General features: G+C 73.0%; 15 protein-coding genes. 14 read left to right on the plus strand and 1 reads right to left on the minus strand.

Annotated elements, in window-relative coordinates; genetic code table 11:
- Window positions 1–12: 12 nt before the first annotated feature.
- Window positions 13–2,262: an ATP-binding protein gene (locus tag ACFYXU_RS33245; protein WP_389461341.1), complete on the minus strand. Its 2,250-nt coding sequence runs from the start codon at window positions 2,260–2,262 to the stop codon at window positions 13–15.
- Window positions 2,263–2,419: 157 nt separating this feature from the next.
- Between ACFYXU_RS33245 and ACFYXU_RS33250 the strand changes: the two genes are divergently transcribed.
- The 14 genes from ACFYXU_RS33250 (at window position 2,420) to efp (ending at window position 15,859) form a co-directional block, all read left to right on the plus strand.
- Complete coding sequence (locus ACFYXU_RS33250) at window positions 2,420–2,857, plus strand: DUF948 domain-containing protein (RefSeq protein WP_329850779.1); 438 nt, start codon at window positions 2,420–2,422, stop codon at window positions 2,855–2,857.
- Between the two features lie 6 nt (window positions 2,858–2,863).
- Window positions 2,864–3,217, plus strand: coding sequence for a DUF6167 family protein (locus ACFYXU_RS33255; protein WP_376516076.1), 354 nt, complete (start codon window positions 2,864–2,866; stop codon window positions 3,215–3,217).
- Window positions 3,217–5,886 carry an alanine--tRNA ligase gene (gene alaS / locus ACFYXU_RS33260; RefSeq protein WP_389461343.1) on the plus strand — a complete coding sequence of 890 codons (2,670 nt, stop codon included), beginning with the start codon at window positions 3,217–3,219 and terminating at the stop codon, window positions 5,884–5,886. Before ACFYXU_RS33255 ends, alaS begins: the two co-directional genes overlap by 1 nt.
- A 2-nt stretch (window positions 5,887–5,888) precedes the next feature.
- Entirely contained in the window at window positions 5,889–6,353 is a 465-nt protein-coding gene (gene ruvX / locus ACFYXU_RS33265) for a Holliday junction resolvase RuvX (protein WP_030693079.1), read from the plus strand.
- A 102-nt stretch (window positions 6,354–6,455) separates the two neighbouring features.
- Window positions 6,456–8,234, plus strand: coding sequence for an endolytic transglycosylase MltG (gene mltG / locus ACFYXU_RS33270; RefSeq protein ID WP_389461345.1), 1,779 nt, complete (start codon window positions 6,456–6,458; stop codon window positions 8,232–8,234).
- A complete protein-coding gene (locus ACFYXU_RS33275) occupies window positions 8,215–9,057 on the plus strand; it encodes a shikimate dehydrogenase (RefSeq protein ID WP_376516071.1) in 843 nt (280 codons plus the stop codon). The genes mltG and ACFYXU_RS33275 overlap by 20 nt, the downstream gene beginning before the upstream one ends.
- Before the next feature lie 43 nt (window positions 9,058–9,100).
- Window positions 9,101–9,328: a hypothetical protein gene (locus tag ACFYXU_RS33280; RefSeq protein ID WP_389461347.1), complete on the plus strand. Its 228-nt coding sequence runs from the start codon at window positions 9,101–9,103 to the stop codon at window positions 9,326–9,328.
- A gap of 113 nt (window positions 9,329–9,441) precedes the next feature.
- The gene (gene aroC, locus ACFYXU_RS33285) at window positions 9,442–10,626 is read left to right on the plus strand and encodes a chorismate synthase (protein WP_389461349.1); all 1,185 of its coding nucleotides are present in this window, start codon (window positions 9,442–9,444) and stop codon (window positions 10,624–10,626) included.
- Complete coding sequence (locus ACFYXU_RS33290) at window positions 10,623–11,141, plus strand: shikimate kinase (protein WP_389408706.1); 519 nt, start codon at window positions 10,623–10,625, stop codon at window positions 11,139–11,141. The genes aroC and ACFYXU_RS33290 overlap by 4 nt, the downstream gene beginning before the upstream one ends.
- Window positions 11,138–12,235, plus strand: a complete 1,098-nt coding sequence (gene aroB / locus ACFYXU_RS33295) for a 3-dehydroquinate synthase (RefSeq protein ID WP_329850771.1) — start codon at window positions 11,138–11,140, stop codon at window positions 12,233–12,235. The genes ACFYXU_RS33290 and aroB overlap by 4 nt, the downstream gene beginning before the upstream one ends.
- Window positions 12,232–12,678: a type II 3-dehydroquinate dehydratase gene (gene aroQ, locus ACFYXU_RS33300; protein ID WP_329850769.1), complete on the plus strand. Its 447-nt coding sequence runs from the start codon at window positions 12,232–12,234 to the stop codon at window positions 12,676–12,678. The genes aroB and aroQ overlap by 4 nt, the downstream gene beginning before the upstream one ends.
- Before the next feature lie 428 nt (window positions 12,679–13,106).
- A complete protein-coding gene (locus ACFYXU_RS33305; RefSeq protein ID WP_389461451.1) occupies window positions 13,107–14,072 on the plus strand; it encodes an AAA family ATPase in 966 nt (321 codons plus the stop codon).
- A gap of 60 nt (window positions 14,073–14,132) precedes the next feature.
- A complete protein-coding gene (locus tag ACFYXU_RS33310; RefSeq protein ID WP_361393808.1) occupies window positions 14,133–15,245 on the plus strand; it encodes an aminopeptidase P family protein in 1,113 nt (370 codons plus the stop codon).
- Between the two features lie 47 nt (window positions 15,246–15,292).
- Window positions 15,293–15,859, plus strand: coding sequence for an elongation factor P (efp, locus tag ACFYXU_RS33315; RefSeq protein ID WP_361393809.1), 567 nt, complete (start codon window positions 15,293–15,295; stop codon window positions 15,857–15,859).
- Window position 15,860 lies beyond the last annotated feature (1 nt).

The raw sequence follows: 15,860 nt of genomic DNA on the forward strand, positions 1-15,860 counted from the left end.
GCACCCGCGGTTTCAGCCCGCCGCCTCCCCGCCCTTGCCGGTGGGGGAGCCGGCGGGCTTCCGCGTCCCCGGGAGGCGCCCCGCCCCCGCCGTACGGAACGGGCGCGGGGCCCCCGGGTCCGCCGGGCCGTCCGCGACCGCGTCCCCGCGCCCGGCGAGCGCCCGCTCCACGACCGCGTCGAGCGGAAGGCGCCGGCCCTTTCGGACCGCGACGCCGAAGGCCTCCGCGCCCAGCGCCTCCTCCGCCCGCCGCTCGCACAGCGCCCTCGGCCCGTCGAACGCCTCCGAGCCGAAGAGCCGGACGCCGACCGCGTCCCACACGGGGACGGCGGCCCCCTGGAGGACCGCCGCCTCGGCCGGGTCGCCCTCGCTGACCGTCACGAGCGCGAGCAGCTCGATCGCCAGGACGAGACCGACCAGGTCCCGGAAGGCGTGGTTGATCGAGACGCACTCGGTGAGCAGCCGCCGCGCCTCCCCGTACGCCTCCCGGGTCCACGCCGAGTACGCCAGGACGTAGAGGGCGTAGGCCCGGGTCCACAGCTCTCCGCGCTCCTCGCAGATCTCACGGACCTCCCGGCAGATCGCGACGGCCCCCTCCAGGTCGCCCCCGAAGGCCCGCGCCATCGCCACCTCGACCCGGCCCATCAGCACGTTGCTGTTCAGCTCGCCCAGCTCCCGGTAGGAGTCGAGCGCCCGCCCGATGAGCGCCTCGGCCCGCGGCAGGTCGTCCGAGAGCAGCGCCAGACAGCCCAGCCGGTGCGTCGCGTACGCCTCCGCCAGCGGGTTCCGCGCGGCGCGCGCCCGCTCCCCGCACTCGTGGAGCGCCGCCACCGCCGCCGTGCCGTCCCCCTGGAGGACCGACACGTACCCGAGCACCCACAGCGCCTTGAGCCGTGCCTCCTCGTGCCCGGAGTCCAGCGCGACCGCCCGCTCCAGCCAGTGCCGCCCCTCCGAGAGGCGCCCGCAGCCGACCCAGGCGAACCACAGGGTGCCCGCCAGGTGCTGGGCGAGGTGGGCGTCCTCCGGGACTTCGAGGCAGAGGTCGAGCGCCGCGCGCAGATGGGGCAGCGCCGCGTCCGTGCGGGCGGCGACCTCCGGCTGGCGGGGGCTGAACCACTCCAGCTCGCACCAGGTGGCGAGCCCCATGTACCAGTCGCGGTGCCGTCGTCGCATCCGCTCCGTGTCGCCGAGCTCCGCCAGCCACTCCGCCCCGTAGGCGGCGACCGTGTCGAGCAGCCGGTACGCCGGGCCGGCCGGGGTGTCCTCCCGGGACAGCAGGGACTGTGCGAGGAGGCCCCCGAGGACGTCGAGGACCCGGTCCGGGGGCAGCTCCCGGCTCCCGCACACGTACTCCACCGCCTCCAGGTCGAAGGGGCCGGCGAAGACCGAGAGCCGGGCCCAGAGCAGCCGCTCCTCCGGGGTGCACAGCTCGTGGCTCCAGCCGATCGCGGTGCGCAGCGTCCGGTGGCGGGGGAGCGCCCCGCGCTCGCCGTCCGTCAGGAGCCGGAAGCGGTCGTCGAGGCGGTGCAGCACCTGCTCGACGGAGAGGAGCGGCAGGCGGCCGGCCGCCAGTTCCAGGGCGAGCGGGATGCCGTCGAGCCGCCGGCACAGCTCCCTTACCGCATCGGCACCCACGGGCTCCGGCCCCACGACCGTCCCCGGCCCCGCGACCGCGCTCCTGACCGACCCGGACCCCGAGACCGGTGACGCAGCCGGGACCGTCGCGACCGTCGGCGCGCCCGCCTCCGCCGCCCGCTCGGCGAGCAGTTCCACCGCGTCCGCCTCGCCCAGGGGCGCCAGCGGGAACACCGCCTCGCCCGCCACCCGCAGGGGCCTGCGGCCGACGGCGAGCACCGTGAGGCCGGGTGCGTGGGCGAGGAGCTCCCGCACCAGCGGCGCGCAGCTCTCCACCAGGTGCTCGAAGCCGTCCACCACCAGCAGCGTCCGCCGCCGTGCGAGGTGCTCGACCAGCACCCCGCGCGGCGGCCTCGGCGTGTGGTCGGTCAGGCCGAGCGCCTCGGCCAGGGCGTGCGCGACCAGGCCGGGATCGCGCAGCGGCGTGAGGTCGGCCAGCCGGACCTCTTCGCCAAAGCGTTTCTGCGCCTCCGCGGCGGCCCGCAGCGCGAGCCGCGTCTTGCCGACCCCGCCGACCCCCACGACCGTGACCAGGCGGGACGTCTCGAGGAGCGCCGTCAGTGCGGCCCGCTCGGCGGTCCGTCCGACGAACCGGTTCAGCTCCGCCGGGAGATTGCTCCGTCGCATGGGACACGGAGCGTACTCACCCGCGCGCGCTCCGTACAATCGGCTTCCGGTAACTCCCGTCCTGCGGGCGGTAATGCGGTACGGCGTGACAGCCGGGGCGCGATAGGGTCGGGGGACGACTTTTCACAGGCCCAACGACAGCAGAGAGCGGTGCACAGTGACCGGTGGAGAGGTTGCCGGGATCCTGGTGGCCGTGTTCTGGGCGATCCTCGTCTCCTTCCTCGCCGTGGTGCTGGTGAGGCTGGCGCAGACGCTCAGGGCGACCACCCGGCTCGTGGCGGACGTGACCGAGCAGGCCGTTCCCCTGCTGGCCGACGCCTCCGCGACCGTGCGTTCGGCGCAGACCCAGCTCGACCGGGTCGACGCCATCGCCTCGGACGTCCAGGAGGTCACCTCCAACGCCTCGGCGCTGTCCACGACCGTCGCCTCCACCTTCGGTGGCCCGCTCGTCAAGGTGGCCGCCTTCGGCTACGGCGTCCGCAGGGCGCTCGGCCGGGGCGGCCGCGAGGCGGAGGACGCGCCGCGCGCCGCCCGCCGTACTGTGATCGTCGGCCGTACCGTGCCGTCCTCGCGACGCCGGAAGCAGAAGGGCTGAGCCGCGATGTTCCGCCGCACGTTCTGGTTCACGGCCGGCGCAGCCGCCGGCGTGTGGGCCACCACCAAGGTCAACCGGAAGCTCAAGCAGCTGACCCCCGAGAGTCTCGCGGCCCAGGCGGCGAACAAGGCGATCGAGACCGGCCACCGCCTCAAGGACTTCGCCCTCGACGTCCGGGCGGGCATGGTCCAGCGGGAGGCCGAGCTGGGCGAGGCGCTCGGCCTGGAATCCGCCGAGGACCAGGGCCGGGAGCTGCCGGAGCCGCGTCGGAGGGCCGCGCTCGGCCCGGCCGCGCACCCGACCACCTATTCGTTTTCCAAACTGCCTTCGAGTTCGTACAACCGGAATGAGGACCACTGATGGAGTCGGCTGAAATCCGCCGCCGCTGGCTGAGCTTCTTCGAGGAGCGCGGGCACACCGTCGTCCCTTCGGCGTCGCTCATCGCGGACGACCCGACTCTGCTGCTCGTCCCGGCCGGCATGGTGCCGTTCAAGCCCTACTTCCTGGGCGAGGTCAAGCCGCCCTTCACGCGCGCCTCCAGCGTGCAGAAGTGCGTGCGCACCCCGGACATCGAAGAGGTCGGCAAGACCACCCGGCACGGCACGTTCTTCCAGATGTGCGGCAACTTCTCCTTCGGCGACTACTTCAAGGAAGGCGCCATCAAGCTCGCCTGGGAGCTGCTGACCACCCCGGTGGAGCACGGCGGCTACGGGCTGGAGCCGGAGAAGCTCTGGATCACCGTCTACCAGGAGGACGACGAGGCCGAGCAGATCTGGCGCGACGTCGTCGGCGTCCCGGCCGAGCGCATCCAGCGCCTCGGCAAGAAGGACAACTACTGGTCCATGGGCGTCCCCGGCCCCTGCGGCCCGTGCTCCGAGATCAACTACGACCGCGGCCCCGAGTTCGGCGTCGAGGGCGGCCCGGCCGTCAACGACGAGCGCTACGTGGAGATCTGGAACCTGGTCTTCATGCAGTACGAGCGCGGTGCGGGCTCCGGCAAGGACGACTTCCCGATCCTCGGTGAGCTCCCGTCGAAGAACATCGACACGGGCCTCGGCCTGGAGCGCCTGGCGATGATCCTCCAGGGCGTCCAGAACATGTACGAGACGGACACCCTCCAGGTCGTCATCGACAAGGCCACCGCCCTCACCGGCGTCGCCTACGGCAAGGCCCACGACAGCGACGTCTCGCTGCGCGTGGTCGCCGACCACATGCGGACCTCCGTCATGCTCATCGGCGACGGCGTCACCCCCGGCAACGAGGGCCGGGGCTACGTCCTGCGCCGCATCATGCGCCGCGCCGTCCGCAACATGCGCCTGCTCGGCGCCACCGGCCCGGTCGTCCAGGACCTCGTCGACACCGTGATCGACACCATGGGCGAGCAGTACCCGGAGCTGGTCACCGACCGTAAGCGCATCGAGACCGTCGCCCTCGCCGAAGAGGCCGCCTTCCTGAAGGCCCTCAAGGGCGGCACCAACATCCTCGACACCGCCGTCACCGAGACCAAGGCCTCCGGCGGCACCGTCCTCGCCGGCGAGAAGGCCTTCCTGCTCCACGACACCTGGGGCTTCCCGATCGACCTCACCCTGGAGATGGCCGCCGAGCAGGGCCTCTCCGTGGACGAGGACGGCTTCCGCCGCCTGATGAAGGAGCAGCGGGACCGCGCCAAGGCCGACGCCAAGGCGAAGAAGACCGGCCACGCCGACATGACCTCCTACCGGGAGATCGCCGACACCAACGGCGCCACCGAGTTCACCGGCTACACGAACACCGAGGGCGAGAGCACGGTCGTCGGCCTCCTCGTCAACGGCGTCTCCTCGCCGGCCGCCTCCGAGGGCGACGAGGTCGAGGTCGTCCTCGACCGCACCCCGTTCTACGCCGAGGGCGGCGGCCAGATCGCCGACCAGGGCCGGATCAAGCTGCACAGCGGCGCGGTCATCGAGATCCGTGACGTGCAGCAGCCCGTGCCCGGTGTCTCCGTGCACAAGGGCTCCGTGCAGGTCGGCGAGGTGACCGTGGGCGCCTCCGCCTACGCCACCATCGACGTCAAGCGCCGCCGCGCCATCGCCCGCGCCCACTCCGCCACGCACCTCACCCACCAGGCCCTGCGCGACGCCCTCGGCCCGACGGCCGCCCAGGCCGGTTCCGAGAACCAGCCCGGCCGCTTCCGCTTCGACTTCGGCTCGCCGAACGCCGTCCCGGGCGCCGTCCTCACCGACGTCGAGCAGAAGATCAACGAGGTCCTCTCGCGCGAGCTGGAGGTCCACGCCGAGGTCATGCCGATCAACGAGGCCAAGCGCCAGGGCGCCATCGCCGAGTTCGGCGAGAAGTACGGCGAGCAGGTCCGCGTGGTCACCATCGGCGACTTCTCCAAGGAGCTGTGCGGCGGCACGCACGTCGGCAACACCGCCCAGCTGGGCCTGGTGAAGCTGCTCGGCGAGTCGTCCATCGGCTCCGGCGTGCGCCGCATCGAGGCCCTCGTCGGCGTCGACGCGTACAACTTCCTCGCCCGCGAGCACACGGTCGTCGCCCAGCTCCAGGAGCTAGTCAAGGGCCGCCCGGAGGAGCTGCCGGAGAAGATCTCCTCCATGCTCGGCAAGCTGAAGGACGCCGAGAAGGAGATCGAGAAGTTCCGCGCGGAGAAGGTTCTCCAGGCCGCCGCCGGACTCGTCGACTCCGCCCGCGACGTCCGCGGCCTGGCCCTCGTCACCGGCCAGGTCCAGGACGGCACCGGCGCCGACGACCTGCGCAAGCTGGTCCTGGACGTGCGCGGCCGCATCCCCTCGGACCGCCCGGCCGTCGTGGCCCTGTTCACCACGGTGAACGGCAAGCCCCTCACGGTCATCGCCACCAACGAGGCCGCCCGCGAGCGCGGTCTCAAGGCCGGCGAGCTCGTCCGCACGGCCGCCAAGACCCTCGGCGGCGGTGGCGGCGGCAAGCCGGACGTCGCCCAGGGCGGCGGTCAGAACCCGCAGGCCGTCGGCGAGGCCCTCGCCGCCGTCGAGCGCCTCGTGGTGGAGACCGCGTGACGATGCGCCGCGGCCGTCGTCTCGCGGTCGACGTCGGGGACGCCCGGATCGGGGTCGCCTCGTGCGACCCCGACGGGGTCCTCGCGACGCCGGTGGAGACCGTGCCGGGACGTGACGTCCCGGCCGCCCACCGGCGGCTCCGCCAGATCGTCGAGGAGTACGAGCCGATCGAGGTCGTCGTGGGCCTGCCCCGCTCGCTCAGCGGGCGGGAGGGCCCGGCCGCGACCAAGGTGCGCGCCTTCGCCCGGGAGATGGCGAAGGGCATCGCTCCCGTGCCGGTCCGCCTGGTCGACGAGCGGATGACCACCGTCACCGCGACCCAGGGCCTGCGGGCCTCGGGCGTGAAGGCGAAGAAGGGGCGGTCCGTGATCGACCAGGCCGCCGCTGTGATCATCCTTCAGAACGCTCTTGAGTCCGAACGGGTATCAGGTAATCCGCCCGGTGAGGGCGTCGAAGTGGTCATCTGATCGCGATACGGTAACGTTCCGCGCGATGCGGCGGTGTTCGAACAGCTGCCGTACTACGTAGAGGCGGACCGTCCGGAAGCCTCGCGGCTGTTTTGGGGATCGATGACTGAGTATGGCCGGGGCCCTGGCTCCGAACCGTGGCACCCCGGGGACCCGCTCTACGGGGACCAGGGGTGGGAGGGCCAGCAGCAGTACCCGCACCCGCAGCAGGCGAGCCAGTACGGGCACCAGGACCAGGGCTACGCGGACCCGTACGGCCAGGGCGGTCCCGCCGGCCAGGGCTACGCGGGCGACCCGTACCAGCAGCAGGCGCCACAGCAGCAGTACGCGCAGCAGCCGGAGCAGCAGTACCAGCAGCAGCCGCAGTACGTCGATCCCCAGTACCCGCAGCATCAGCAGTACCAGCAGCAGCCCCAGCAGCAGTACGAGACGGCCTACCCGGGCGGTTACGACACGCCCGGGCAGCTCGGACAGCAGTACGACGGCGGCTGGGAGACCGGTCAGGCGGCGATGGCCTACGGGGCGCCCCCGGCCGATCCGTACGGCGGCCAGAACCCGGACCTCTACGGGACGCCCGAGGCCTACCCGCCGCCCCAGCCGCCCGGCCGCCGCCAGAACCCGCCGGAGCCGGTCGTCGACTGGGCGCCGGAGGAGGAGGCGCACGACCCCGAGCCGGAGGAGGAGAACCACCCCTTCTTCACCGGGGGCGACGACTCCGACGACGACGGTCACGACGAGGAGCCCCGGCGCGGCCGGGGGTCCCGCGACCCCGACCGTGAGCGCCGGAGCAAAGCAAAGAAACGCAAAGGCAAGAACGGCGTGGCCTGCCTGGTCGTCGCGGGCGTCCTGGTCGGCGGCGTGGGTGGCGTCGGCTACTTCGGCTACAAGTTCTGGCAGGGCCAGTTCGGCGCCGCACCCGACTTCGCGGGCGGCGGCAGCGGCGTCGTGCAGGTCGAGATCCCCAAGGACGCCGGCGGCTACGAGATCGGCAACATCCTCAAGAAGGCCGGCGTGGTCAAGAGCGTCGACGCCTTCGTCTCGGCGCAGCAGAAGAACCCCCGCGGCCTCTCGATCCAGGCGGGCGCCTACACGCTGAAGTCGGAGATGTCGGCGGACAGCGCGGTCACGCTGATGCTGGACCCCGCCAGCCAGGCCAACCTGATCATCCCCGAGGGCAAGCGGAACGCCTGGGTCTACGAGAAGCTCGACGAGCGTCTGGACCTCAAGCCCGGCACCACCAAGGGCATCGCACTCGCGAAGGCGGACTCCCTCGGACTGCCCGACTGGGCCAAGCACCACGCGGACGTCAAGGACCCGCTGGAAGGCTTCCTCTTCCCGGCGAGCTACCCGGTGGCCAAGGGCGGCAAGCCCGAGGACGCGCTGCGCAAGATGGTGTCCCGCGCCAACCAGGAGTACACGAAGCTGGACCTGGACGCGAAGGCCAAGGCCCTCGGCGTCAAGGGACCCTGGGAACTCATCACGGTCGCGAGCCTGGTCCAGGCGGAGGGCAAGACCCACGAGGACTTCCGCAAGATGTCCGAGGTCGTCTACAACCGTCTCCGGCCGGACAACAAGGAGACGTACCAGCTGCTCCAGTTCGACTCGACCCTCAACTATCTGAAGGGTCAGAGCGAGATCAAGATCTCCGAGAAGGAGACCCGCACCAACACCGACCCGTACAACACCTACAAGCACGCGGGGCTGCCGCCGGGACCGATCGGCAACCCGGGCAACGAGGCGTTGGCGTCGATGCTGAACCCGACCAACGACGGCTGGATCTACTTCGTGGCCACGGACGGCATGAACAAGACCGAGTTCGCCAAGACGCACGCCGACTTCCTGAAGCTGAAGGACAAGTTCAATGCCAACACGGGCCAGTGAGGCGCGCCGCCGCGCGGCCGTCCTCGGTTCGCCGATCGCCCACTCGCTCTCCCCGGTCCTGCACCGGGCCGCGTACGCCGAGCTCGGCCTCGACGACTGGGCGTACGACCGCTTCGAGGTCGACGAGGCCGGGCTGCCCGGCTTCGTCGGCGAGCTCGACGGCAGCTGGGCCGGACTCTCGCTGACCATGCCGCTCAAGCGGGCGGTCATCCCGCTGCTCGACGAGATCAGCGACACGGCCGCCTCCGTGGAGGCCGTCAACACCGTCGTCCTCCGCGAGGACGGCACCCGTGCCGGCGACAACACCGACATCCCCGGCATGGTCGCCGCCCTGCGCGAGCGGGGCGTCGAGAAGGTGGAGTCGGCGGCCGTCCTCGGCGCCGGCGCCACCGCCTCCTCCGCCCTCGCCGCCCTGGCCCGGATCTGCGCGGGCCCCGTCACCGCCTACGTCCGGAGCGAGGCGCGGGCCGAGGAGATGCGCGGCTGGGGCGAGCGGCTCGGGGTGGACGTCCGGACCGCCGACTGGGAGCGGGCCGCCGAGGCCTTCGAGGCGCCGCTCGTCATCGCGACCACCCCCGCCGGCACCACCAACGCGCTGGCGACCGCCGTCCCCGACCGGGTCGGCACCCTCTTCGACGTCCTCTACGACCCCTGGCCGACCCCGCTCGCGGCCGCCTGGTCCGACCGCGGCGGCAAGGTCGTCGGCGGCCTCGACCTCCTCGTCCACCAGGCCGTCCTCCAGGTCGAGCAGATGACGGGCGTCCCGAAGGCCCCGCTCGCGGCCATGCGGGCGGCCGGGGAGCGGGCGCTGGCCGCGCGATAGGCTGCACCGCCACGCCGGGCGGAACACGGGGGAGAACGGCGCGATGAACCAAGGCCTGACGCTGGCGTCCAAGTGGGACGTGGCCATCGACGTCGTGCGCTTCTTCTGGCTGGTGACCTCACGCCACCTGCCCGAATGGATCCGCCTCCCGCTCCTCGCCGCCGGCGTCACCTTCGTCGTCCACGAGGGCCTGGGGTGGCTGCGCACCCGCTTCGGCGAGCGGCCGGAGGCGGACCCGTCCGTCCAGGAATCCGACTCCCCCGTCCGATAGCTGGACCGGAGGGCGGGTTCGTCCCCCGGACGTGAAAGGATCGGGGACGGCGGGCCAGGGCCGCGCACCCGGTCGTGCCGTCGCAGTGCCAGGCGCGAGCATGAGGAGCATCGTTGAGCAGGTTGCGTTGGCTGACCGCTGGGGAATCCCACGGACCCGCGCTGGTCGCGACGCTGGAGGGTCTTCCCGCCGGCGTCCCGGTCACCACTGAGCTGGTGGCGGACCACCTCGCGCGGCGACGCCTCGGCTATGGGCGTGGCGCCCGCATGAAGTTCGAGCAGGACGAGATCACCTTCCTCGGCGGGGTCCGGCACGGACTCTCCCTCGGTTCCCCGATCGCCGTCATGGTCGGCAACACCGAGTGGCCCAAGTGGGAGAAGGTCATGTCGGCCGACCCGGTCGACCCCTCGGAGCTCAAGGAGACGGGCCGCAACGCGCCCCTCACCCGGCCCCGCCCCGGCCACGCCGACCTCGCCGGCATGCAGAAGTACGGCTTCGACGAGGCCCGGCCGATCCTGGAGCGCGCCAGCGCCCGGGAGACGGCCGCCCGCGTCGCCCTCGGCGCCGTCGCCCGGTCCTTCCTCAAGGAGGCCGCCGGCATCGAGATCGTGAGCCACGTCGTCGAGCTCGCCGCCGCGAAGGCGCCGTACGGCGTCTACCCCACCCCCGCCGACGTGGAGAGGCTCGACGCCGACCCGGTCCGCTGCCTCGACGCCGACGCGTCGAAGGCGATGGTCGCGGAGATCGACCAGGCCCACAAGGACGGTGACACCCTCGGCGGCGTCGTCGAGGTCCTCGCCTACGGCGTGCCCGTCGGACTCGGCTCGCACGTCCACTGGGACCGGCGCCTCGACGCCCGCCTCGCCGCCGCCCTCATGGGCATCCAGGCCATCAAGGGCGTCGAGGTCGGCGACGGCTTCGACCTCGCCCGCGTGCCCGGCTCGCAGGCCCACGACGAGATCGTGCGCACCGAGGACGGCATCAAGCGCACCTCCGGCCGCTCCGGCGGCACCGAGGGCGGGCTCACCACCGGCGAGCTGCTGCGCGTCCGCGCCGCGATGAAGCCCATCGCTACCGTCCCGCGCGCCCTGGCCACCATCGACGTCGCCACCGGCGAGGCCGCGGCCGCCCACCACCAGCGCTCCGACGTCTGCGCCGTCCCCGCCGCCGGCATCGTCGCCGAGGCCATGGTCGCCCTCGTCCTCGCGGACGCGGTCGTCGAGAAGTTCGGCGGCGACAGCGTCCCCGAGACCCGCCGCAACGTCCAGTCCTACCTCGACCACCTCACCATCCGGTGACCGGCGGACCCCTGGTCGTCCTCGTCGGGCCCATGGGCTCCGGCAAGTCCACGGTGGGCGCGCTCCTGGCCGAACGGCTCGGCGCGCCCTACCGGGACACCGACGCCGACATCGTCGCCGGCGAGGGACGCGAGATCGCCGACATCTTCGTCGAGGACGGCGAGGAGCACTTCCGCGCCCTCGAACGGGCCGCCGTCGCCTCGGCCGTCGCCGAGCACGAGGGCGTCCTCGCCCTCGGCGGCGGCGCGATCCTGGACGCCGGGACTCGCGCCCTGCTCGCCGGGCTGCCCGTCGCGTACCTCTCGATGGACGTGGAGGAGGCGGTCCGCCGCGTCGGCCTCAACACCGCGCGGCCGCTGCTCGCCGTCAACCCGCGCCGCCAGTGGCGCGAGCTGATGGAGGCCCGCCGCCACCTGTACACCGAAGTCGCCCGGGTCGTCGTCGGCACGGACGAGCGCACCCCCCAAGAGGTCGCCCAGGCGGTCCTCGACGCACTGGAGTTGAAGGACGTATGACGGAGCAGGACCAGGTGACCCGGATCCAGGTCGGCGGTTCCGCGGGCACCGATCCGTACGAGGTACTGGTCGGGCGGCAGCTCCTCGGTGAGCTCCCCGGTCTGATCGGCCCCCAGGCCAAGCGGGTCGCGGTGATCCACCCGGAGGCCCTCGCCGACACCGGCGAGGCGCTCCGCGCCGACCTCGCCGACCAGGGCTACGAGGCGGTCGCCATCCAGGTGCCGAACGCCGAGGAGGCGAAGACCGCCGAGGTCGCCGCCTACTGCTGGAAGGCCCTGGGCCAGACCGGCTTCACCCGCAGCGACGTCGTCGTCGGCGTCGGCGGCGGCGCCACCACCGACCTGGCGGGCTTCGTGGCCGCGACCTGGCTGCGCGGCGTGCGCTGGATCGCCGTGCCGACCACCGTGCTGGGCATGGTCGACGCGGCCGTCGGCGGCAAGACCGGCATCAACACCGCCGAGGGCAAGAACCTCGTCGGCGCCTTCCACCCGCCCGCCGGCGTCCTGTGCGACCTCGCCGCGCTGGACTCGCTGCCGGTCCACGACTACGTCAGCGGCCTCGCGGAGATCATCAAGGCCGGCTTCATCGTCGACCCCGTCATCCTCGACCTCATCGAGGAGGACCCGCAGGCCGCCCGCACCCCGGCTGGTCCGCACACCGCCGAGCTGCTCGTGCGCTCGATCAGGGTGAAGGCCGAGGTCGTCTCCGGCGACCTCAAGGAGTCGGGCCGCCGGGAGATCCTCAACTACGGCCACACCCTGGCCCACGCCATCGAGAAGAACGAGCGGTACAAGTGGCGCCACGGCGCCGCCGTCTCCGTCGGCATGGTCTTCGCCGCCGAGCTGGGCCGCCTCGCCGGGCGGCTCGACGACGCCACCGCCGACCGCCACCGGGCGATCCTGGAGTCCGTCGGCCTGCCGCTCACCTACCGCGGCGACCAGTGGCCGAAGCTCCTGGAGACGATGCGGGTCGACAAGAAGTCCCGCGGCGACCTGCTCCGCTTCATCGTCCTCGACGGCATCGGCAAGCCCACCGTCCTGGAGGGCCCCGACCCGGCCGTCCTGATCGCGGCCTACGGCGAGGTGTCCGCGTGAGCGGGACGCGCCCGGTCCTGGTGCTGAACGGCCCCAACCTGGGACGTCTCGGCTCCCGCGAGCCCGACATCTACGGCGCCACCTCGTACAAGGGGCTCGTCGAGTCCTGCCGGACCCTCGGCGCGGAGCTCGGCTTCGACGTCGAGGTCCGGGAGACCAACGACGAGGGCGAGATGATCCGCTGGCTCCACGAGGCGGCGGACGGCTCGGTCCCGGTGGTGATCAACCCCGGCGCGTTCACGCACTACTCGTACGGCATGAGGGACGCCGCCGCCCAGCGGACCGCCCCGCTGATCGAGGTGCACATCTCGAACCCGTACACCCGCGAGGAGTTCCGGCACACCTCGGTGATCGCGGCCGTGGCGACCGGGACGGTCGCCGGCTTCGGCATCGGTTCCTACCGGCTGGCCCTGCGGGCGCTCGCCGAGGAACTCGCCGGCTGACGGGCAGGGCACCAGGGGGCGTCCCCGGCCGTTCCCCCTGTGGGGGCCGGGGGCGGTAACGTTCCGCCGTCCACGGACACACCGGTCCGGGGATCAGACAGGCGTACGAGACGGAGTGGCACCGGATGCAGCACGCAGTGGGGGGTCCGCTGCCACCGCCGGAGCGGTCGGCCGGGTCGACCGGCCCGGTCCCGGGACCGGGGCAGCCCATGCCGGGCCCTGTGGCCGGGGCGTCCGGGCCTGTGCCCGGATCCGAAACTGTTTCTCCGGCCGGGCCTGTGCCCGGATCCGGGCTCGTTCCTCCGGTCGGGCCTGTCGCCGGCTCCGGATCCGTTCCTCCGGTCGGGCCCGTTCCCGTCCCGGCGGGCGGGGAGACCGGTGGACAGCCGTACCCCGTCCCGCCCCGTCCGGGGCCCGCGTCCGGCTCCCTGCCCGGTGCGCACCCGAGCGTCGGGGCCGGAGCGCCCCGGCCCCCGCACGCCCCGCCGGGCTGGGGCACCCCCGGAGGCGTACCGCAGCGTCCTGCGGCCTCCCAGCACCCCACACCGCCGCACCCGGCCGGCCCGCCGCACCCGGGTGCCCCGCAGCCCCCGTTCTCCGGCCCGGCGCCGCACCCCGGAACCGCGCCGCAGCCCTCCTCGGGCCAGCACCCGGCGGCCCCGCAGCCCTCCTCGGGCCAGCACCCGGCGGCTCCCCAGCCCTCCTCGGGTCAGTACCCCGCCGCCCCGCGGCACCCCTCCGCCGTGCCGCCGCGCGGGGACCTGACCGGGCAGGTCCCGCTGCCGCCCGTGGCCGCGCCCCTCGCGCAGCCCGTGGAGCACGGCACGGGGACCGGCGGGGCGACCCTCGCCGTCCTCCTCATCGGCCCCGCGGGGGCCGGCAAGACGACCGTCGCCCGGCACTGGGCGCAGCGCCGCCTCGTCCCCACCGCGCACATCAGCCTCGACGACGTCCGCGAGTGGGTCTGCTCCGGCTTCGCCGACCCGCAGTCCGGCTGGAACGAGCACTCCGAGGCGCAGTACCGGCTGGCCCGCCGCACCTGCGGCTTCGCCGCGCGCAACTTCCTGGCCAACGGCATCTCCTGCATCGTCGACGACGCCGTCTTCCCCGACCGGCCCGTTGTCGGCCTCGGCGGCTGGAAGCGTCATGTCGGCCCCGGTCTGCTGCCCGTCGTCCTGCTGCCCGGCCTGGAGGTCGTCCTGGAGCGGAACGCCGAGCGCAGCGGGAACCGGCGCCTCTCCGACGAGGAGGTCGCCGCGATCCACGGGCGGATGGCCGGCTGGTACGGCTCGGGCCTGCCGATCATCGACAACTCCACCTACGACGTGGAGACCACCGCCCGCGTCCTGGACGACGTGCTGGCCCGCGCGATCGCGAGCCCGCCCACCTGGTGACGGCGCCCGGACGGCCGTTCTGAACAGGACGGCCCGCCGCCCCGCTCGTAGGCTCGGAGCATGTCACAGGTGTATGCGGACCGCCGTGTACGGCTGCGCGATCGGTGCGCGGCCGCGGGCAGCCCGGCGGCCCTGGTCTCCCGCCCCGCCAACGTCCGCTATCTCGCCGGTGGATCGCCGCCCGGCGCCGTGCTGCTCGTCGGGCCGGAGGCGGAGGCGGACGTCCTGCTCTGCCCCGTCGCGCCCGGCGGCGAACCGGCCGACGGCAGGCTCGACGAACTGCTCCGGCAGCAGGTCCTTCCCACCGGCGGAGGCGACCCCGCGGTCGCCGCGGTCGACCTGGCCCGCCGGGCCGGCGCCGACGCGCTCGCGGTCGAGGAGCACCACCTGACGGTCGCCCGGCACCGGGCCATGGGCTCCGTCGCCCCGGGACCCCGTCTCACCGACCTCGCCTGCGCCGTGGAACAGCTCAGGATCGTCAAGGACGAGGACGAGATCGCCTGTCTGCGGATCGCCGCGGAGATCGCCGACCAGGCCCTCGGGGAGCTCCTGGAGTCGATCCTCGTGGGCCGGACCGAGCGCCACCTCGCCCTGGAGCTGGAGCGGCGGCTCGTCGACCACGGCGCCGACGGGGCGGCCTTCCCCACCTCGGTGGGGACCGGTCCGCACTCCGGGCGCCGGGGGCACCGGCCCACCGACCGCCGGGTCGAGGAGGGTGATTTCCTCTCCGTCTGCCTCGGCGCGGACTACCGCGGCTACCGCTGCGAGATCGGCCGGACCTTCGTCATCGGCACCACCCCCGCGGACTGGCAGATCGAGCTGTACGAGCTCGTCTTCGCCGCTCAGCGGGCCGGTCGGGAGTCCCTGGCACCCGGCGCCGAGTACCGGGACGTGGACCGGGCGGCCCGCCAGATCCTGGACGCGTCGGGGCACGCGGGGGCGGCGGTGCCCCTCACCGGGCACGGGGTGGGGCTCGAAATCGACGAGGACCCGCAGCTGTCACCCTCGGCCATGGGTAAACTGGACGCTTGTGTGCCGGTCACCGTCGAACCGGGGGTTCACCTCCCGGGACGGGGCGGGGTCCGGATCGATGACACGCTCGTCGTGCGCCAGGAGGCGGACGGCGGACCCGAGCTACTCACCATCACGACCAAGGAGCTGCTCGCGCTGTAAGGCGCGTACGCCTCCCAGGTCACGTCAGTCCAGGAGATTCCGCAACCGTGGCTTCCACGAACGACCTCAAGAACGGCATGGTGCTCAAGCTCGACGGGGGCCAGCTCTGGTCCGTCGTCGAGTTCCAGCACGTCAAGCCCGGCAAGGGCCCGGCTTTCGTGCGCACCAAGCTCAAGCACGTGCTCTCCGGCAAGGTCGTCGACAAGACCTTCAACGCCGGTACGAAGGTCGACACGGCCACCATCGACCGCCGCGACATGCAGTTCTCCTACATGGACGGCGACTACTTCGTCTTCATGGACATGGAGACGTACGACCAGCTGCACATCGACCGGAAGAACGTCGGCGACGCCGCCAACTTCCTGATCGAGGGCTTCACCGCCTCCGTCGCGCAGCACGAGGGCGAGGTGCTCTACGTCGAGCTCCCGGCCGCCGTCGAGCTGACCATCCAGCACACCGACCCGGGCGTCCAGGGCGACCGCTCCACCGGTGGCACCAAGCCGGCGACGCTGGAGACCGGCCACGAGATCCAGGTCCCGCTCTTCATCACCACCGGTGAGAAGGTCAAGGTCGACACCCGCGACAGCGGCTACCTCGGCCGGGTGAACAAGTAAC

Source organism: Streptomyces sp. NPDC002232 (assembly GCF_042890295.1).
Taxonomy (GTDB): Bacteria; Actinomycetota; Actinomycetes; order Streptomycetales; family Streptomycetaceae; genus Streptomyces.